The following is a 20,165-nucleotide window of genomic DNA, read 5'->3' on the forward strand; positions in this document are numbered from 1 at the left end:
TTAAAAAACAAATAATGAATTTAACAGAGCAAGTAGAACAGGCATTGGAAACTATCAGGCCATATTTAAAGGCTGATGGGGGTGATGTTTCTGTTGAAGAAATTACATCAGATGGAACAGTAAAACTTAAGCTTTTAGGTAACTGCGGTTCTTGTCCGATGAGTTTCATGACCATGAAATCGGGCATTGAACAAGCAATTATGAAGGCTGTTCCTGAAATTACTTCAGTTGTTGCGGTAAATATGGCCGAACAAGATTAACAATATTTAACAAGCAGATTTATTTTTTAAAATTACATTTGTCTTAATGAGATATTGTGTTGCCCTAATTTGTCTTCTTTTTTCCGTAACCGCATTTGCACAACAAAAGCCGGCTCAGGATAAATTGATTCAATTTTCTGGTATAATTACAGATATCGATAGTACAAATGTAATTCCATATGTAACCATGACTAATCTTTCTGCCAACAGCAAACGTGTGGCGGCAGATTATCGGGGTTATTTCTCTTTTATCGTAAATCCTGGTGATACCATTCTTTTCACAGCGATTGGTTATAAAAAATTCTCGACTATTATTCCACAAAGTACGCCTGATAGCAAATACACGATTATGGTAAAGCTAAAGGCCGAGGTTATTAATTTGCCAACGGTTAGGGTTTTCCCTTGGGCGACTACTGAAGAATTTACCAAGGACTTTCTATCGATGAAAATTGCTGATGATGATATGGCAATTGCAAAAAGAAACCTTTCCCGTTCATCCATAAACGGCATGATTCAGGCTTTACCGCGTGATGCACAAGAAATTGGCAGTCAGAATTACCGATACAATTTTGACAGGATGATTAATAAAAACATGGTGCAAACCAATCCATTGTTAAATCCATTTGCCTGGGGCAAATTAATGCAATCTATCTTTGATGGTGATAGAAGTCGTAGCGAGAATGAATAAATAATCGTCATTGCGAGGCACGAAGCAATCTTTTTTAGGAGATTGCTTCGTGCCTCGCAATAACGGAGCAAAAAAAAGGGAAAACGTTTCCATTTTCCCTCTAACATCTTCCATGTAAGTTTATCTTCTCTTACTCTTATTCGGAAATTTCATTTTATAATCTGTTTTGATATTTCCTTTAGAAATTGCATCTAACTTGCTTTTTAACATCGTTTTACGCAAAACACTCACTTTATCAGTAAACAGTTTTCCTTCAATATGATCGTACTCATGCTGAATAACGCGGGCTGCTAAACCATCTACATCATCTGTATGTTCAACAAAGTTTTCATCTAAGTAGTTGATTTTAATATTTGGCTTGCGGGATATATTTTCGCGAATATCAGGAATACTTAAGCAACCTTCGTTGAAAACCCAAGGTTCGCCTGTTTCTTCTACAATTTCAGCATTTATAAAAACCTTTTTGTAGCCAGCAGAGCCATCTTCATCTTCTCCAGTATCAACAATAAATAAACGGATAGGCAAACCGATTTGAGGCGCCGCAAGCCCAACACCATTTGCGTAATACATGGTATCGAACATATCGCTAATCAACTGTTTCAGTTCAGGATAATCTTTATCAATATCGGCCCCTACCTTTTTTAAAACCGGATCGCCGTATGCTACTATTGGTAATTTCATTATGTGTAATGTTTTTCAGATTTATTATCTGAGGACTATTTTCAACGATTTGTCAGTCTGAGCTTGTCGAAGACTTGTAAAGTTTTGGCCCTTCGACAAGCTCAGGATGACAAGGCCGTATAATTTAACTTTACAAAAGTAACAATTATTCCAGTATTGGACTGAAAGTAAAAATATTCAATTGTTCTGGTGCTAAAACTTCATCAACAATTTGAGCCAGTTCATTCGTTTTAACATTGTTAATTTTTTCGAAAACCTGCTCTAATGAATCAATTTTATTATGGTCGATTAAGCTTTTTGCCATCGAAATGATTAACCCAATTCTGTTTTCCTCTCCCAAAGCAATTTGTCCGATAAATTTGTTTTTTGCCTTTTGCAACTGTATTTCGTTCAGCGGATTATCTTTTAACTTTTTCATTTCTTTAAAAATTAGAGATAATGCCTTTTGATGTTTTTCCTTGTCTGTTCCGAAATAAATCGAAAATATTCCGGTATCACTTAATGGCGAAAAACTCGATTCGATTGTGTAAGCAATTCCGTATTTTTCTCTTATCTGTAAGTTCAAAATAGAACTCATGCCATTGCCACCAAAATAATTATTGAGCAGCATTAAACCAGCCTTATTTTTATGGTATGTAGAGTAGGTTTGTGCGCCTAAAATGCAATGCGATTGCATGATTGGCTTGTAAATGTTCGTTGTTGTGGGTTTTAAATTTTCGGGTTGTATTCTGTTTTGTGTCGGTGTATTTTCCTTAACATCGGCAAAGTGTTTAGCGCCTTTAGTTACAACACTTTTCAAACTGTAGTTGCCTAAAACTGCAATCACAATTTCATTTGTACGGTAATTTGCCTTTCTGAAATTAATTACATCTTCACGCGTAAAATTATTAACCGAATCTGTTGTGCCTAAAATATTATTACCTAATGCATTTCCGGCAAAAAGCATATCCTCAAAGTCGTCATTAATGGCTTCTTCAGGTTGATCTAAGTATGAAGCAATTTCATCAAGAATTACGCTTTTTTCCTTATCCATTTCCTCCTCCGGAAAAGTTGAATGAAAAATGATATCGTTAAAAAGCTCTAAAGTTCTATCTAAATATGGATTTAAAAATGAAGCATGAACGCAAGTATATTCTTTGGTTGTGTAAGCGTTTAAATCTGCACCAACGCTTTCTAGGCGATTTAAAATTTGGTTGGTGCTGCGTTTTTCAGTTCGCTTAAAAATTAAGTGTTCGATAAAATGTGCCAATCCGGCTTTACCTTCCGGCTCATCCCTTGAACCCGTGTTTATGATAATGCAAGCATGTGATATGGTAGAAGCCGAAGGTACATGCATAATGCGGATGCCATTCGGTAAGGTATGAACATTGTATTCCATTGGTGGGCAAAGATACGGCTAATTGACTATAATGCTGTTGCTTTGCATATAGCAATTGTAAAGTCAGTTTCAATTTACGAAAAAAGCCGTTTAAAGAAAATTCTCTAAACGGCTTTAACAATTAGGTCAATTTTATTTGTTGATGCCTTCTAAAGCAAATAAAAATGCCCATCTAAGCGATACATCTTTTAAATAATCGAAGCGACCAGATGCACCACCGTGTCCAAATTCCATATTGGTTTTAAGCAGAAGCACGTTTTTATCGGTTTTGGTTGCACGTAGTTTTGCAACCCATTTTGCAGGCTCGAAATACTGTACCTGACTATCGTGCAAACCTGTTGTAACCAACATATTTGGGTAAGCTTTTTTCTCTACATTTTCGTAAGGAGAATAGCTTTTCATATAATCATAAGCCTCTTTTTTCTTTGGATTTCCCCATTCATCAAATTCATTTGTGGTTAGTGGAATGCTTTCATCCAACATGGTATTAATTACATCAACAAAAGGAACATCAGCAATTACACCATTCCATAAATCTGGTGCTAAGTTTACGACCGCACCCATCAATAAACCGCCGGCACTTCCGCCTTGGGCATATAAATGCCCTTTCGAAGTATATTTCTGTTCAACTAAATATTCGCCTGCAGCAATAAAATCGGTAAACGTATTTTTCTTTTTCATCAATTTACCATCTTCATACCATTGGCGTCCCATTTCTTGTCCGCCGCGAATATTTGCAATGGCAAAAACAAACCCTCGGTCTAACAAACTCAACCTTGGCGACGAAAAAGTTGCATCGGTACTCGAACCATAAGAACCATAAGCATAAAGCAGTAGTGGTGCATTCCCGTTTTTCTCAAAACCTTTTTTGTACACCAATGCAATAGGAATTTTAGTTCCATCTTTTGCTGTAGCGAAAACACGTTCGGTTGCGTAATCTTCAGGTTTGTAACCACCAATAACTTCTTGCTGCTTCATTAATTTCTTATCCTTTTTCTCTAAATCGTAATCAAAGGTTGAGCTTGGTGTAGTTAAAGAAGTGTAAGAATAACGGAGGGTTTTGCTATTGTATTCTGGATTTGAACCAGCACCGGCCGAATATACAGGCTCTTCAAATTTTATGTAATAATCACTTCCATCATTTTTTAAAACGCGAAGTTCGGTTAAACCATTTTTACGTTCAGATAGTACCAGATAATCCTTAAATTCCTCTCCATACTCAAGTAAAACATCACTTCGGTTCGCAATTACTTCTTTCCAGTTTGCCTTTTCAGTTTTATCTAGTGGACATTCCATCAACCTGAAATTTTTAGCATCCCAATTGGTAACGATATAAAATTTGTTATCAACAGGCAAAACATCATACAAAACATCTTTAGAACGAGACGAGAATACTTTAAAAGCCGATTCAGGCTTATCTGCATCAATCATTCTCATCTCGTTGGTTAATGTTCCGGCAGATGAGATAAAAATATACTTGCCGTTTTTAGATTTACCAACGCCAATATAATTGGTGTTGTCTTTCTCATCATAAACAACAGCATCCGTTTTTGCATCAGCACCAAGCGTATGTTTTTTTATTTTTTCGCTTAATAAGGTAACTGGGTTTTTTGAAGTATAAAAGAATGTTTTGTTATCGTTTGCCCAAGCAACAGCACCTTGAGTGTTGGAAATTGCATCTTTTAAAATCTCTCCGGTTTCTAAATTTTTAATATTGATGGTGTATTGTCTGCGAGAAACTTTATCAACACCAAAAGCCAATAACTTATTATCAGGACTAATGCTAAAGCCAGTTGCGCTGTAATACGAGTGTCCTTTTGCCAAATCATCAACATCAAGCAATACTTCTTCTTTTGCATTTAAGCTGCCTTTTTTGCGGCAATATTTATAGTATTGTTTGCCATCTTCTGTGCGGGTATAATAAAAGTAACCGTTTTTAAAAACCGGAACAGACTCATCTTTTTCTTTTATTCTACCTTTCATTTCAGTAAATAAATCTGCCTGAAATTTATCCGTTCCCTTCATCATCGTATCGAGGTAATTATTCTCGGCTTTTAAGTAATCTACAACTTTTGTGCTGTCAGGGCCTTTCTTAAAATAATCAATCATCCAGTAATAATTATCCACAACAGTATCGCCATGAATAATTCGTTTATGAGGTTTTATTTCAGCAATTGGAGGCTGAGCATCTGGCCATTTTATGGGTTCCATTTCTTTCTTTTGAGGATTGTTACAAGCTGAAATTGCTCCAAGCAAAATCAGTGATGGTAAAATACGTTTCATGGTCGGTTTGATTTAGGTATTGGCAATTTAAGATTATTTCTTTGGAAATGAATGGCATGGCACATTATGGCAAACTTCAGTCTCGCCAAATTTACCATATTCGTAAAAATCTATTAACAACGTTGTTAATCATATTAATTATAAAAATTGATGTTAAATTGCCGCTATAAAATTGTTACAGAATATAATGAAGCTAGGGTACAAGAAAATAGTTGTTAAAGTTGGGTCGAATGTAATTACACAAGCTAACGGATTACCTGATGAAAACCGAATTAATCACTTGGTAAATCAATTAGCTGAGATTAAAAAGCAAGATATCGAAGTGATTTTGGTCTCTTCGGGGGCTGTAGCATCAGGCAGAAGTTTAATTAAGATTTCTGAAAAACAAGATGCAGTAACCACACGACAATTACTTGCAGCTATTGGTCAGGTGAAATTGATTAATACATACGCTAATTTCTTCGAACCGCATAAAATAAAATGTGCCCAGGTTTTAGTTACAAAGGAAGATTTTCGAGATAGAGCACACTACCTCAACATGAAAAACTGTATGCAAATTTTGCTACAGAATGAGGTTATTCCCGTTGTAAATGAAAATGATGTAGTTTCAGTAACAGAGCTGATGTTCACCGATAACGATGAATTGGCAGGTTTAATCGCATCTATGTTAAATGCCGATGCATTAATTATTTTATCGAATGTTAATGGTATTTATAATGGCGACCCAAAAATTGAAGGCTCAGAAGTGATTGAAGAAATTTCTGGTTCGGTTTCAAATTTGGCTTCGTTTATACAAACAGGTAAATCGCAATTCGGTCGTGGTGGTATGATTACAAAGTCGACTATGGCACAAAAAGTGGCTAAACTCGGTATTGCTGTGCACATTGCTAACGGAACGACGGATAATGTGTTAACCGCACTGCTTAATCAAAATTTGGTACATACAAGATTCCTACCTGAGAAAATCAAGTCGGGTAAAAAGAAATGGATTGCGCATTCCGAAACCTCGGCCACAGGAGTTGTAAAACTAAATGATGGTGCAAAAACGGTTTTAACATCAGGCAAAGCAACAAGTTTATTGCCCGTGGGGATTATCGAAATACAAACCGATTTTTTAAAAGGTGATATTATTAAAATAATTGATGAAAATAACCAACTCATTGGTTTAGGGATTGCAGAGTACGGAAGCGATAAAGCAAGAGAAAGAATCGGCCAGAAAAAACAAAAACCATTGGTGCATTACGATTATTTTTACTCAGCGATTTAAGCTTATCAAAGCTGAAAGAATAAAGCAAGAGGATTACAAGCTCCACAACAAATTAGTTCAAGTCTTGATACTTGATACTTACTACTTGATACTTGTTACCTGATACTCACAACTTGATACTAAAATGAACTACTCAACATACTTTGAAAACGCTAAAAAAGCAGCCAGAGATTTAATCAGTTTATCCAAAGAAAAAGTAAACGAAATACTGGCTGATTTGGCATTGGCTTTAGTTACAAATGCAGAAACCATTTTGCAAGAAAATGAAAAAGACCTTGCAAAGATGCCTGTAGAAGACCCAAAATACGATCGGTTAAAACTCACAGCAGAAAGAATAAAAGCAATTGCCGCCGACATTGAAAACGTGGTCGGATTAACAAGCCCTCTAGCTGAGGTTTTATCAGAAAAGACTTTGGATAACGGTTTAAATCTGAAAAAAGTTCGGGTGCCTTTGGGCGTTGTTGGTGTAATTTATGAAGCACGCCCGAACGTTACCGCTGATGTTTTCTCACTATGTTTTAAAACCGGAAATGTTGCCGTATTAAAAGGCGGAAGTGATGCAGAATTTTCTAACATCGCCATTACACAAGTTATCCACGAGGTATTGATAAAGCACGAAATCAATCCAAACGTTTTGATCTTATTACCAGCCGAAAGAGCCGCAACAGAAGCGTTATTAAATGCTACAGGTTTTGTAGATGTGTTAATTCCGCGAGGTAGCCAATCGCTAATAAATTATGTTCGCGAAAACAGTAAAATTCCGGTAATTGAAACCGGAGCTGGAATTGTTCATACTTATTTTGATGAAAGTGGAGATTTAGAAAAAGGGAAAGCTATTATTTTAAATGCCAAAACCCGCAGAGTGAGCGTTTGCAATTCTTTAGATTGTTTGCTTATTCATCAAGAGAGATTAAACGATTTGCCAGAACTTTTAGCACCATTGGCTTTGGCTGAAGTAGAACTTTTCGCTGATGAAAAAAGTTATGAAGCACTTAAATCATCCTATCCTACAACGTTATTAAACAAAGCTAATCCAGAACATTTCGGCACAGAATTTTTATCGTTAAAACTGGCGGTAAAACTTGTTGATGATTTAGATTCAGCCCTAAATCATATTGCCAATTACAGCTCTAAACACAGCGAGGCCATTATTTCGGAAGATGCAAACAGTATTACCCGCTTCTTAAACGAAGTTGATGCTGCTGCGGTTTATGCGAATGCTTCTACTGGGTTTACAGATGGAGCGCAATTTGGTTTAGGCGCCGAAATTGGCATCAGCACGCAAAAACTTCACGCCCGCGGACCAATGGGTTTAGACGAATTAACAAGTTATAAATGGGTAGTTAGAGGCGATGGACAAGTGAGAAGGTAAAATGTAAGATGGACCATGGAAAATGGAATCGTAAAATAGGCTTTAGTCATGCTGAGTGCAATGAAGAAACTGCGATCAGAATGATTACGGCCTTAAATTTCAGTAAACTTTTTCTATCTAATTCGTACAACTATTTTAGAGATTCTTCGTGCCTCAGAATGACAGCAAATGTTAAACCTCAAAAACCTCTCCCCGTTCGGGAACGACAACATTAAAGCCATCATCTTGCAATGCAGAAGCTAAACTATTCAGACTTTTATCTTCTCCATGAACAAGAAATACCTTTTTCGGTTGCCCCGTTTGTTTAACCGTTTTAACTAAATCATCATGGTCGCCGTGGCCGCTTAACAAATCTGTTTGACGAATCGTTGCATAAACCATCAATTCGCGGTCTTTAATTCTAACAATTGGCGCACCACTTAAAAGTTTGTATCCAAGTGTTCCTTTTGCGCAATAACCAATAAAAAGGATGGTGCAATAATAATTCTGAATGTTATAATATAAATGGTCCTGAATTCGCCCACCTTCCAACATTCCTGCCGAAGAAATGATAATACATGGGTCGAAGTAATTAGAAACATCCTTACTCTCTTTCATGGTTTGTACATAAGCCAAATGCTCAAATTCAAACTCATCACCCATAGTTTGGTAGAAATCTTTCGCCTCTTGATTAACCAAATTATGATGTTTGCGGTAAACATCAGTTGCTTGTATCGCCATCGGGCTATCTACAAAAATTTGAACGGGTGGCAATAGCTTTTTTGTAAATATTTGATTTAGTGCAAAAACCAAAGATTGTGTTCGGCCAATACTAAAAGCCGGAATAATTAAACGTCCAGGTGTTTTAATACAAGCTTCTTCAATTTCCTTTACCAAACGTTCTTCAAGGGTTTGGTCTTTTGTATGGTATCTGCCACCATAAGTGGCTTCGCAAACTAAATAATCAACTTCGGGTATGGGTTCTGGCTTTACTAAAACAGGGTAGCTTTCTCTACCAATATCACCAGAAAAAGCAATTTTCTTTTGCTCGCCGTTATCGTTAATGGTTAAAACGGCAGCTGCGGCGCCTAATAAATGCCCAACTGGAACAAAGGTTAAACTAATATCACCATTAATTTTAAATGGCTTGTTAAATGCAATGGTAACAAAACGGTCGATGGTATCCATTACGTGTTTATGTAAATACAAAGGCTTCGGACCACTAAAATTGCCTCTTTTTGTTCGCGGTTTACGGCTTTGTTTGCGTAAAAAAAGCTCAACAGAATCAAACAATAATATCGAAGTTAAATCGGCAGTTGGCGGTGTACAAAGCACTTGTCCATCAAAACCGAGGCGTACAAGTGTTGGTAAATTACCCGAATGGTCAATATGCGCATGTGTTAAAATTACGAGGTTAATGCTTGCCGGGTCGAAAGGAAATTGTTGGTTTTCTTCCTGATAAGTATCCTTTTCGTAATCCAATCCGCAATCTATCAGTATTTTATAATGCCCAACTTCGAGCAGGTGCATACTACCTGTTACCTGTTGCGCAGCACCCCAAAACGTTAACTTCATCTTCTAATCTTTCGGTAAATTGTTGGTGTAAAGTAGTATAATTGGCGGAGTTTTTAAACAAACAGCGGTAATTTTTTAGTTATCGATATTTGTTGCTTTTGATTTTTTTTGGAAAGCAATGCCTTTAACTTTTTTGTTTGGCTTGGCCCCGCCCCCGTTACAAGTCCGTACCTCGGCTTGCGGGCTTTTCACTTTGGTCGGGTTTAGGTGGCGCAGATAGCTGTACTATTTTAGCCACCTAAACCCGATTGCAACGGAAATACTTTTTTTGTGCAACAGCCCTGACTGACAGAGGTAAAAAAAAGATTGTAGTGTAAAGCGGGATTGACAACCGCTATGAAATGCTAATATTGCTTTCCAAATAATCTGCAATTTTAATTGTGCTATCTGCCAAAGCCTTATCTTTACCGAAAAAATACGACCATGCAAGAACCATTTGACATAGAAATAGGACCCGTAAATTATTCGGTTTTTCCGGAGGGAAATGATACATACACCATTTTTAAAGATGGAAGGGAATATATTCAAATTTTGAAAGATACTTCTTCAATCTGGTTGAAAATGGATTACAAAACCGAACTTCCGATTTTTGAGGAAGACGAGGAAGTAAATGCGATTGGGCAGGCAATTGAAGCTTATGTGCCTGAAGAGGACGATGAAGAAGAGGAATTATAATAAAAGTCACGGTTTTTGGCCGTGACTTTCTTATTTAAAACCATTGCGTTTTTTACTTTACGCCAACCCACCAAGGTTTAAAAGTTTGTTTCTCGTTTTTTAAATAAACAAACTCACCAATCATAGGCGTAACCAACGGAATTTTAGCGGTTTTGTTTAACGCTGTAGTTTTAACCAAAGGTTCATCCCAAGGGTGGTTGGCTAAAACAAATTTCGAGGAGTGAACCGGAAATAATCTTTTCGCATTCAAATCTTTTGCCGCTTGCAACACTTGTTCTGGTAGTAAGTGAATATATTTCCACTTTTTATCGTACTGGCCATCTTCTAAAATTGCCAAATCAATTTGCCCGAATTTTTTACCGATTTGAGCGAAATGTGTGTCGTAACCACCATCTCCACCAATAAAAATTTTCATACTTGGAGTTTGTAAAACGTACGACATCCAAAGGGTATTGTTTCTGCTAAAACCCCTTCCAGAGAAATGTCTCGCAGGCGTAGTATGAATAAAAAAACCGCCTCCAAAATCAATGGTTTCGTTCCAATCTTTTTCTAAAATATCATTTACATTGTAGCCCCAATCTTCGAAATCGGCACCAACGCCCAAGCCGCAAATTACTTTTTTGGTTTTCGATTTTAACTTAATTAAGCTCTCATAATCCACATGGTCGTAATGGTCGTGAGAGATGATGAGGTAATCGATTTCAGGCAAATCTTCAACTTTGTACCTGTCCGTTCCTTTAAATGCCACAACTGTACCCGGAATTGGAGAGGCATTTCCGCTAAAAACCGGGTCGACCAATATGCGTTTTTCATCTAACTGAATGAAATATGAAGAATGTCCAAACCAAACCAATACATTCGAATCGATTGGCAAACTAAGTAAATCTACCTTTTGTGATGGGATGCTATCAACCGGACTTAAACGAGGGTAATCTGTAAAGAGTCTATCGAGAATAATGCCCATTGTGCTATAACCTTCGGTTAATGCCGGGGTTGGATTTAGGTTTTGAAAAACACCATCTTTAAAGTGCGGCGATTTTTTCATCCGCTCTAATCTTACACCTTCAGCTGCTTTACCAAAAAGCGGTTTTTTCATATAAAAGTAGCCCGCAACAAATAATATTGCAATCAGAGAAACTAAAATAATGAGTATCCATTTTATGGTTTTATATATTTTTCTTTTCATTTATTTGCCTAAGCTTTAATTTATGATGAGCGTATTTGGAAAGTCAAATTTACAGCAAATAAGAAAGGTTTGTATGGTTATGAATTTGCTCCACTACGCGGTTTTAGTTTTTTCTACTTCTAAAATACATTTCCAAATCAAAAATCCAGTCGCCGCCTTTGGCAAAAAGTATTGAAACCACAAATAAGATTAATAGATACAGCGCAAATCTTTTAAAAAATAGTTTGTACTTATTTTCGTCTTTTATGAATTTAAAATTGAAAATTAGGAACAATAAGCCGGCAAGAACACCCGCTGGCGCACCTGCATACAAGGCTGGTACAATGCCCCAAAAGTCGTTGTATGCAACGCCAAACCAACATAAAAAACTGAATACAGCGCTAAAAATTAAAAATAAAACACCTTTAAAAAAATGCCGACCCATCAAGCCATACATCAATGTAAACATGGTCAGGGCTAATGATATAATGGTAAATTTTAAGTCGGTTATGTAGCTGGCCCTATTGTATTCGTAAGGGAAAATGATGCAAATACATATGGCAAATATGATTACGTCTGATACCAGAATTGGCTTATTTGGGTTCATTGTTATAAATTTGAGTAGATAATTACAGTGCACATTGCGGTTAAACATTTTTTACTTTAATGTATTTACCATTTGAAAATCAATGTTAGCAAATTATGGCTAAATCTGCCCCGCTAATGTTACTGCCGATAAGGCCAGTATTTTAACAAAGAAACTGCTTTAAATCGGCATCCACGTATATCGGGTTTATTGTACAACGGGAACTGTTCTTGGCTTTGGCTTGCTGCCTGGCAAAAAGCCCCAAAAGGTCTAATAGCTTAAATGAAAATCATTAATCCCGTTCGATTCATAATTTCCTTTTTAAGTGAATATATTTTTCCCCGCAATCATCAAGCTTTACATATCTGTTCATTGCATTGCCATAGTTTTGGATAATAATTTCGTTTTCATTTAGCAAGCCCTGAACAACCGTAGGCAGATTATCTTTCGATGGAGCATTTTCTTTGCCATCAGTAACATCGCCGCTGTTTTCTGCCCATTCAATTCCGTTAAAGTTGATGTAAACTAATTTTTCATCTAAACTGCGGCTAAAGGTAACTTTACCTTTTAACGTTCGTGCTTTACTTTTGAACTGATAAAAATATTCGCTCTTAATTTTGCTAATGTTGATGCTGATTGCGCAATCATTTTCATTAGTTACATATGTTGAAACAAGGTTTTTAGGGAAATTTGGAATGGCTTTATTTGTTTGCTTAAATTGTAGCAGTAAAATCTTTCTAGCGGTTAAACTTTCCCATTTGCCAGTAAAGCCTTGCGCTGAAAGTTGACCTATTATTTTTGCTTGTTTTTTACCCTGATAATCCAGTTCATAAATGGTTGCAGTGCCATCTTCAATCTCGCCAATGAGATTAATTTCAACACCAATTTTATTATAATAATAAAAACCCGACAGTTTGCCGCTCTTATTTTTTAAGCTAAAAACCACTTCATTTTTATTGTTTAATGTCCCGGTGTAAACGGTGTTAAAATCTTGAACAGCACTTACCGCAGAAAATGTATTTCCCGGCCAGCAGAAAACCATCAATAGCAAATTTATTATGTACTTTTTCATCATTAATTTTTATGCTTTAGCGGTTTTTTGCACCATCTGTAGTACATAAACCCGATATAAGTGAAAATCTTTTTTGTTCATCCTTCATGAAAATTCAGGGTTTACATTCACAAAAAAATTGCAATGTTAGCGGGACTAAAAACCGCCATGAAAAACCGAGCGTTAATTTTCAGGAAGATAAATCTATTTACCCTTGTTTAATTTGAGCCAGGTGTTGTAAGTGGCTTCGCCGCCTGCTCCTTTTATAAAATAGTTATTGTCCTGTTTTTTAATGGTAAAGGTAGTCGATTTGCAATTTGCTTCCTTCCCATTATACTTGAGTGTTAAAATATTGTCGTTTTCTAACGTTTTATAGCTGCCATTGCACCTGATTGGCTCGTGGTATGTTGTTGTGGTGAGCGTTGCATAATCTTTCTTAATTTCGAAAATGTAAGTAATGCTCGCGGTGCCCGTTGTGGTTTCTTCTGTTTCTATCCGAATGCTAAAATTGCCATCAAAACTCGATTTTTTAACCTGGGCTTTAAGGCTTAACGCTGCAAACAGAATGATTGTAATTGTGAAAATTCGTTTCATATTTAGTATTTAATCGTTCATTTTTGCTCATATTTTTCAAACTCGGCTTTAGTTACTTTATCGCCCAGTAAATAAAAACTCTCGAAAAGTACGCTGCCATCCGGCTTGTACATGTGCGAAACACCATGCCTTTTTCCTTTAACAAAAGTGGCATCCATATTCTTTTTGCCCATGTTAAAGGTAGTGCTCAAACCGTCTTGCAAATCATCAATATAATTGCTTTCCGCCATAAGTTGGCCGTTATTATACAATCGATATGTACCGTTTCTTTTGTCGTTTTTGTAATTAATTTCTACTGTTAATTTGCCACCTGGAGCAAAGTTTTTAGATACACCGTTTTTTAAATCATTTTGGTAATTGCTTTCAGAAATCACATTATCGCCCATATAGCTTTGCGATAAACCATGTTTTTTGCCTGCTCTATATTCGTTTCTCGACACAATTTTCCCACCATTAAACATTTCGCTGGTACCGCTTTGCTTGCCGTCTTTATATTCCTGGCGAAGCCAAACTTTGCCATCATTATCGTAATTTTCTTTTAAACCATTGCGAACGCCACGTTTGTAAATTAATTTACATTCTAAATGTCCGCCATTGGTGTACCAAAAAGCGTCGCCGGTTATCATGCCGTTTTTAATAGTGTATAGAGCATAACTTTTTTCATCTAAAGGGATTTTATATTTGCCATCCAGGTATTTTCCATTGAGGCTCAACATCATGTCTGCACTATCTTTGGTGTAAGTTTTTACTAAGTGTTTCCATTGTATTTCTTCTGGTATTTGCGCATATAGCGAAGCGCTGAATAACATCAGTACGCAGGTTATTTTAAATGTATTTTTCATAGGTATTTGTTTGTTTCATAGTTTTATGTTGACGAATACATTGATCATCAATCTTTTTCGTTCATCAAATTCTTCTTGATTACGTACACACCTTTGGTATTATTTTCATGGAAATTTGTGCCATAATCATACGATAAAAATCGCACACTACTACGATTAGCGAATTTTTCGGGTAAACCAAATAAGTGTAAATCTGTTTCAAGCTTACCTCCAAAATTAGCTTTGCTGGCTACCGTTTTGAAATTCAAAATGTCGTTGTCTATCTCCAAACCGTAATAACCTGTGCCGTAAAAATGATTGGGAATGCCAGGGTTGTAATAACCCTCTGTAGTATAATCTTCTTTGGCAAAAGCCAAGGTTTTCAAATTTCCTGGCTTTGGGTATTTGAGCGATTGCTCCGGGAAAAAAGTATGGTCGAAATTGTAAGGCGTAATGTAGGCATCGGTATAGCGATTTTCATTAGAGTAAGTCGCGTTTTCTACATCTTTTAAATAGATTTCTTCATGCCATTTGTGCGGAATTTCTTTTCCATTAATCTTACAGATTATTTCTGAACCAGTTCCTGGATAGATAAAATCTTGAGGGGTATAGAGTTTAATCCAGGTGCCATTTTGTTTAAAATACGCTGCGGAAATGCTATTGTTTTCAGTGCGAATGCTATAAAGTACAATATCGTTCGTTTTATAAAGATTGCCAAAGCGCTCAACCCAATCTTTTTTTGTGAAATTTCCATCTTGGTTATGTACCTCGCTAAAGGTTTCATAAACAGGTTTTTCTTCTGATAAATCGTAAATCCCGGTTTTACCAATTACGAAACAATTAATCATGTCTAAAAAATCAAAACCTTGTTTTTCGCGAAGTTCTAATTCAAAAACTTTGTTCCCGACTCCATCAATTTTTATTGGATTAACCAATCCCTCTTCATAATTAAAAATGACGAAGAAGTTTTTTGTTGGGTAATATTTTATACTTGCTTCTCGGGTTTGAGTAGTTCTGTATATCGAAAAAGTTTTTGCCTGCAAATTATTTTGCAACTCCGGGAACTGCTTAAATTTACCACCATTAAATAAGAGGGTTGGCGATAAATTCACAACCGTACAACTTCTTAATACAAAAATCAGAATTACTAAAAATACAACATAAATCGTCATCTTTTTCATTAAGTTTTTGGTATAAATTTTAATCTTACATATAGTGGGTTTGCACTAAAACATGTACTAAAGCCTCAATATTTTTATCTCCAGCCAAAAATAAGTTTTGTGGTTACAAAATTGCCACCAATATTGGTCGTTTCATTATCCTTAAACTTATAGTTGGCTAGGTTATATTGAAGCTTAAATTGAAGATATGTATTTTGGCCGATGAAGTACCGGGCACCAATGCCGGGGTCTACAAAAAGACTAGATTTACTAACATAATCTTCAGTTTCCGGTACTTTAAATCCAATATCTCCATAACCAAAACCACCTACAGCTTCTAAGGCAAATTTGTTTCTTTGATAAAGTTCATGACTGTATTGCAAAGATATTTGAACCCCAAGGTAATTGGTTTTTTCAATAATTTTGTCGTTTGTTTTAAGGTAAATGGGTTTCGTTTTTACTGGATTTCCAAAGAAATCAAAATTTACTGCCAACGCTCCTTTACCGCTTTTAAGCTCTAATAATAAACCGCCCATAATAGGATTGCTTAAGATAGAATTTTGACCAGTGCCAAACCATGTGCCAGTGTAAATGCCTAAATAAAAGCCCGTTTTATTTAACTTTCCAGGTGCTTCTTGTGCCGATAATTGAAACGAAAAGCATATAAGAATTAAAACGAAAGGCACTATTTTCTTTGCAATATTCATGTCCTGGCTATTTATGCTTTTAGGAACAATTATTATTTGTTCTCTCTTAAAATTTCAGTAATCTTTTTGTCTAAATCCAGTTCATCGGTTTCTTTAAAGTCTTCGCCAATTTGGTAAAGTTTGTTGTTTGTGGTTAAGCGATAAATCGAGTAATAGTTTTCTCCTGACAGCCCATAACTTAAAATCACTTTGTGCTTTTTATTATAGGTTGGGTTAACAATTTTACTAAACTCATTAACCTTTGTAAGGGTATGGTTTTTAGGATTACACAAGTATAAATTATAATAAGCATTTCCACCTCGAGCACCGGTGTCTTCAAAAATGAGTAAATCTTTCACTCCATCATTATTAAAATCTTCGCAACTAATATTATCGGTAATAAGGCGCATTTGTAACTGCTCTTTCCATAATATTTTATCGGGTTTACCAATTTTGCCAAAGTAAATATTGCTGGTTTTTGGTTCTTCTTCTGCTTCTTTTATGCCGTGTTGTATCGCTAAAACATAAGTTTTATCGGCAAAAGGATATACATATTGCCAATTTCCTTTAGCCTTTGGCTGATAAAAAACCTGCTGTTGTGCTAAGCAGTTAGTGCTCAAGAGAGCGAAAAACATATAAAGTAAATATCTCATCCCATTATCTTGTCTTTTTAGCGAGGATAGATTTTTTATGCTGATAGTATAGCTTGCTGCATAAATCGGTGTATTTAGAAATTGCTGAATCAAAACCAGATAAATATGTTGGCGCAAATATCATTTTACGCTTAATTGGTGGCATCGCAACCAATCTATTCTCATCATCGTCCCAATAATTCCAATTACCAATATAATTGTTGGTTAATAAATTAACACTACTTTCTCCACTGCCATCGTTATTGGCAGGCCCAAATTCGTACCTCGTCATACCAATAAGTTGCATTTTTTTTGCTTTTGCATTATATCTAAACTGACAAGTGTAACCTGCCCGCATCCAATTATTAGCAAATTCAAAACTTCCTCTTTTTTCCCTTACGCCCGATGAAACCGGATCAATTTCCATCTGCTCGCTAAACATTGGTTTAAAATGGTGCGTAGATAATTTAACTATGATTATCGCCTTTTCCCTATCAAAAATTACTTGGTCAGTTTTGCTGTCCTTATCTAAATCAATGTTCAAAGTATCAGGCCGCTGCTTTTCTTGAGCGTGCGTAAATAGTGCAAAAAATGTTAGGAAAGTGAAAGCAGCTAAATTTTTCATAAATGTTGATTTTGATATTATCTCGTCAGTTCCAATTCCTCCAAAGTGCCTTTGGTTTCTTTTAACTGAATGATTTCCTTTTGCAAATATTTAATCTTTTTATCCATGCTTTCTAAGCCCTGTGTTCTTACCAACTTCCCTTTTCTTGTAATTATTAAAACCGGAGACACTTTAATTTCTATCTCAAGTTTAGAAAAATCGGTAATGGGATAGGTTACATTTTTTAGTTCAATTCCATTTAAACCCTCAGTCATTGAAATTTCTTCCCCAGGTTTCAGGCCATCCCCATCTTTTACACTACTGTCAATTTCAGATCGATTACCAGCCTGAAGCGATGCTAATCTTTCACCAGTTTTTTTTGAAAAAACCTCCTGACCAATCATGTATCCTAAAATTTCAGCGCCAGTATTATTTACAAATGTATATTCAACATAAGGTCTTTTTTCATCAAAATGTTCCTCCTCAATAATTCTGATTTTGGTCATTTTGAAGTTATCCATCAACTTATTTTGCGCTGCTAGCTTCGCTTTTTCTTTGGTAAGGCTATCAATCTCTGCTTCATTTCTTTTGATGTTGTCGGCTCTGTCTTTTTGTAAAAAATCTTCAGCAAAATCTACAATTCCAGAGAAAGTTTTACCATCAATCATAGCCATAGCAATTGTGTTAAAAGATTTGCCTTTGTATTGTGCATCATCTGGATGTATAAACTTTTCCTTCATCGCTTTTAGCATCACAATACGCAGTGCTTTTTCCAAAGTTTCTTTTTCCTGCTTTTCCAACTTCTCCTCTAACTTAGCTTTCGATGCCTGAAAACTTTCTTCATCCTTACCCGAAATTGTTGGCCCGCAACCTGCAAAAAGTATAACAAGTAATGCTAAAAGAGTTAACTTAGATTTCATTTTTTAAGGGTTTAATTTATGTTACGAATGGTTCTGTATCTAATCAAAATTTCTATTTCTTAAAATCTATGTAGCCGTTTTTCTGCTGATATTCCCATAATTCTTTGTTCATTTCTATATATCTGGAGGGCGTATCAATGTAGTTTGCTTTCCCATCGAAACCGCTTTTGTAAACTGTTTTTAAGCTATCGCTTAAATTTTCAAATGCATATTCGAAATATTTTTCTCTGGATAAATTTCTCTCATGATATAAATCTGCTTTCAGCGGATTTTTCGGTTTCAGCCGCTTTCTTAACAGTTCTTTTTCTAAATAAATACCCCGTAACCAAATAATCAAATTGCCATTATTGGCTAGACCAATAACAAAGCTAAGTCCATCTTTTTTTCCGGCGTATGATGAAAGCTCTAAAAATTGTTTATTCTGTTTGGCATTTTTAAACGTTGTTAATATTTCTTTTTTTGGTAAATCTAATGTGTCAGCGTAGAAATTATTATCCCGGTAGGAGAAATATTTGACAACTAATTGTGTTGGCAACCTTTTCAAACGAGCATGGTTTGTAGTGGCAAAACTTACACCCCATGTCGAGTTAAAATTATTTACGTCTTCCTTATCTGCACTTTCAAAGTCGTCATCCGGCAGCAGAAAATATGTCTCCCTAATATGCATTGGATAAGTCTTTGGTGAAACAACCGCCACCGAGTAATTATATCTTTCCCAAGCTTTAAAAGAAATTTTTCGATAAACGATACCAGCAATAAGGAAAATAGCAACGGCGATATAAAATATATTGAGCTTATTTAACTTCATCGTTGTTAATTTTTAAAACCCTTACCTAATTGCCATGCGTACCAAAGCAAACCTAAAACTACAATGGAGATAACCAGTAAAATTCCGAAAACAATTTTTGCCCAGCGATAACCCTTGCCATGATAGCTAAACGCATAACCGCCAAGTAAAACTGTTGCCGAAACAACTAAACTGATGATGAACATAATGCCATCTGGGTCGTCGTCTTCGTGTACGGTAGAAGATAAAATTAATGCCAAAATGATGTTTAACATAATGAGTCCGATAGACAAATTACTGTTCTTTTCTTTTTGTGATTGTGCCGGCAGATTTTCCATTTGCTATAACTTTTCTGCCTTAATCAAATCGGCTAACATTAAATCGAAATTTTCTGTTTTGCCACCGCAGCCGTTATAAATAACTTTTCCTTTTGGGTCTATAATTATTTTAGCGGGCGTACAAAATACGTTGTCCTTTACCTGGCTTTCTTTGCTCGGGCTTTTGGTATTGTCAATTTGTTTGAAGCCGAATTTTGCATTGGCAAACTTTGCCTTTAATTCTTTTTCATCTTCACTTAAACCATTTGCAATACCCACCATTGGTATTTTATCGCCATACAATTTGTGGGTATTATTAACCTCTGCAACAAAATCGTAGCTTTCACTTTTGATTAAATAACTGCTATCGTAAAAGAAAAGCACCCAATATTTACCTTTAAAATCTTTGGAATTAAAAGTGCTTCCATCAGTAGTTTTGGCAATAAATTCTTTAGGTGTAGCATTTTGCGAAAAATCAATTTGATTGGCTCTAATCTCGGCCAGCTCCTCTTTAAGTGTTTTTTCTTTTTGTCCCTGACTGCAAGCGGCTATCACTACTACAATTAGCGATAAAAAAATAAAATTAATTTTCTTCATAGGAATAATTTTTCATCGGGTTTAACTAAAATACATATAACTAGATAAATAGTTTTTAGCGATATATATTTGTACAATGTCAATGTT

Annotated in this window: 22 protein-coding genes; 5 read left to right on the forward strand and 17 right to left on the reverse strand. The window is 35.7% G+C overall.

Features of this window, described 5'->3' with window-relative positions:
• Window positions 1–14: 14 nt before the first annotated feature.
• Both R2Q16_RS05685 and R2Q16_RS05690 read left to right on the forward strand, forming a co-directional pair.
• Window positions 15–260, forward strand: coding sequence for a NifU family protein (locus R2Q16_RS05685; RefSeq protein WP_115401937.1), 246 nt, complete (start codon window positions 15–17; stop codon window positions 258–260).
• A 46-nt stretch (window positions 261–306) separates the two neighbouring features.
• On the forward strand, window positions 307–948 hold the full coding sequence (locus R2Q16_RS05690; RefSeq protein ID WP_316735676.1) for a hypothetical protein: 642 nt from the start codon (window positions 307–309) through the stop codon (window positions 946–948).
• 120 nt (window positions 949–1,068) lie between these two features.
• Here R2Q16_RS05690 and def read toward each other — a convergent pair whose 3' ends face one another.
• From def to R2Q16_RS05705, 3 genes are all read right to left on the reverse strand, one after another.
• Window positions 1,069–1,629, reverse strand: a complete 561-nt coding sequence (gene def, locus R2Q16_RS05695; protein ID WP_316735678.1) for a peptide deformylase — start codon at window positions 1,627–1,629, stop codon at window positions 1,069–1,071.
• Between the two features lie 145 nt (window positions 1,630–1,774).
• Window positions 1,775–3,007, reverse strand: coding sequence for a pitrilysin family protein (locus R2Q16_RS05700; RefSeq protein WP_316735679.1), 1,233 nt, complete (start codon window positions 3,005–3,007; stop codon window positions 1,775–1,777).
• A gap of 132 nt (window positions 3,008–3,139) precedes the next feature.
• Window positions 3,140–5,290: a S9 family peptidase gene (locus tag R2Q16_RS05705; RefSeq protein ID WP_316735680.1), complete on the reverse strand. Its 2,151-nt coding sequence runs from the start codon at window positions 5,288–5,290 to the stop codon at window positions 3,140–3,142.
• Between the two features lie 187 nt (window positions 5,291–5,477).
• Here R2Q16_RS05705 and proB point away from each other — a divergent pair, with 187 nt between their 5' ends.
• Window positions 5,478–6,557 carry a glutamate 5-kinase gene (proB, locus tag R2Q16_RS05710; protein ID WP_316735681.1) on the forward strand — a complete coding sequence of 360 codons (1,080 nt, stop codon included), beginning with the start codon at window positions 5,478–5,480 and terminating at the stop codon, window positions 6,555–6,557.
• Between the two features lie 124 nt (window positions 6,558–6,681).
• On the forward strand, window positions 6,682–7,929 hold the full coding sequence (locus R2Q16_RS05715) for a glutamate-5-semialdehyde dehydrogenase (protein ID WP_316735682.1): 1,248 nt from the start codon (window positions 6,682–6,684) through the stop codon (window positions 7,927–7,929).
• 171 nt (window positions 7,930–8,100) lie between these two features.
• Here the strand turns inward: R2Q16_RS05715 and R2Q16_RS05720 are convergent, their stop codons facing one another.
• Entirely contained in the window at window positions 8,101–9,483 is a 1,383-nt protein-coding gene (locus tag R2Q16_RS05720; protein ID WP_316735683.1) for an MBL fold metallo-hydrolase, read from the reverse strand.
• 423 nt (window positions 9,484–9,906) lie between these two features.
• On the opposite strand from R2Q16_RS05720, the gene R2Q16_RS05725 reads away from it, so the two are divergent.
• Window positions 9,907–10,158, forward strand: a complete 252-nt coding sequence (locus tag R2Q16_RS05725; RefSeq protein WP_316735684.1) for a hypothetical protein — start codon at window positions 9,907–9,909, stop codon at window positions 10,156–10,158.
• Between the two features lie 52 nt (window positions 10,159–10,210).
• Here the strand turns inward: R2Q16_RS05725 and R2Q16_RS05730 are convergent, their stop codons facing one another.
• The 13 genes from R2Q16_RS05730 to R2Q16_RS05790 form a co-directional block, all read right to left on the reverse strand.
• Window positions 10,211–11,344 carry an MBL fold metallo-hydrolase gene (locus tag R2Q16_RS05730; RefSeq protein WP_316735685.1) on the reverse strand — a complete coding sequence of 378 codons (1,134 nt, stop codon included), beginning with the start codon at window positions 11,342–11,344 and terminating at the stop codon, window positions 10,211–10,213.
• A 103-nt stretch (window positions 11,345–11,447) separates the two neighbouring features.
• Window positions 11,448–11,930 carry a hypothetical protein gene (locus tag R2Q16_RS05735; protein WP_316735687.1) on the reverse strand — a complete coding sequence of 161 codons (483 nt, stop codon included), beginning with the start codon at window positions 11,928–11,930 and terminating at the stop codon, window positions 11,448–11,450.
• Between the two features lie 286 nt (window positions 11,931–12,216).
• A complete protein-coding gene (locus R2Q16_RS05740; RefSeq protein WP_316735688.1) occupies window positions 12,217–12,981 on the reverse strand; it encodes a hypothetical protein in 765 nt (254 codons plus the stop codon).
• 183 nt (window positions 12,982–13,164) lie between these two features.
• Complete coding sequence (locus tag R2Q16_RS05745) at window positions 13,165–13,554, reverse strand: hypothetical protein (protein WP_316735690.1); 390 nt, start codon at window positions 13,552–13,554, stop codon at window positions 13,165–13,167.
• Between the two features lie 17 nt (window positions 13,555–13,571).
• Window positions 13,572–14,396 (reverse strand): toxin-antitoxin system YwqK family antitoxin, encoded by an 825-nt coding sequence (locus R2Q16_RS05750; protein ID WP_316735692.1) that lies wholly within the window; start codon window positions 14,394–14,396, stop codon window positions 13,572–13,574.
• 47 nt (window positions 14,397–14,443) lie between these two features.
• A complete protein-coding gene (locus tag R2Q16_RS05755; protein WP_316735693.1) occupies window positions 14,444–15,556 on the reverse strand; it encodes a hypothetical protein in 1,113 nt (370 codons plus the stop codon).
• Window positions 15,557–15,630: 74 nt separating this feature from the next.
• Complete coding sequence (locus tag R2Q16_RS05760) at window positions 15,631–16,242, reverse strand: hypothetical protein (protein WP_316735694.1); 612 nt, start codon at window positions 16,240–16,242, stop codon at window positions 15,631–15,633.
• A 32-nt stretch (window positions 16,243–16,274) separates the two neighbouring features.
• Window positions 16,275–16,874, reverse strand: coding sequence for an XAC2610-related protein (locus R2Q16_RS05765; protein WP_316735696.1), 600 nt, complete (start codon window positions 16,872–16,874; stop codon window positions 16,275–16,277).
• A gap of 4 nt (window positions 16,875–16,878) precedes the next feature.
• Window positions 16,879–17,478: a hypothetical protein gene (locus R2Q16_RS05770; RefSeq protein WP_316735697.1), complete on the reverse strand. Its 600-nt coding sequence runs from the start codon at window positions 17,476–17,478 to the stop codon at window positions 16,879–16,881.
• Between the two features lie 17 nt (window positions 17,479–17,495).
• Window positions 17,496–18,377 carry a DUF6694 family lipoprotein gene (locus tag R2Q16_RS05775; RefSeq protein WP_316735698.1) on the reverse strand — a complete coding sequence of 294 codons (882 nt, stop codon included), beginning with the start codon at window positions 18,375–18,377 and terminating at the stop codon, window positions 17,496–17,498.
• Between the two features lie 52 nt (window positions 18,378–18,429).
• Window positions 18,430–19,185: a DUF2931 family protein gene (locus tag R2Q16_RS05780; protein ID WP_316735700.1), complete on the reverse strand. Its 756-nt coding sequence runs from the start codon at window positions 19,183–19,185 to the stop codon at window positions 18,430–18,432.
• 5 nt (window positions 19,186–19,190) lie between these two features.
• Window positions 19,191–19,502, reverse strand: a complete 312-nt coding sequence (locus tag R2Q16_RS05785) for a hypothetical protein (protein WP_316735701.1) — start codon at window positions 19,500–19,502, stop codon at window positions 19,191–19,193.
• Between the two features lie 3 nt (window positions 19,503–19,505).
• The gene (locus R2Q16_RS05790) at window positions 19,506–20,078 is read right to left on the reverse strand and encodes a peroxiredoxin family protein (protein WP_316735704.1); all 573 of its coding nucleotides are present in this window, start codon (window positions 20,076–20,078) and stop codon (window positions 19,506–19,508) included.
• Window positions 20,079–20,165 lie beyond the last annotated feature (87 nt).

Origin of the sequence: Pedobacter aquatilis, assembly GCF_032678425.1 — a bacterium.
GTDB classification, from domain to species: Bacteria; Bacteroidota; Bacteroidia; order Sphingobacteriales; family Sphingobacteriaceae; genus Pedobacter; species Pedobacter aquatilis_B.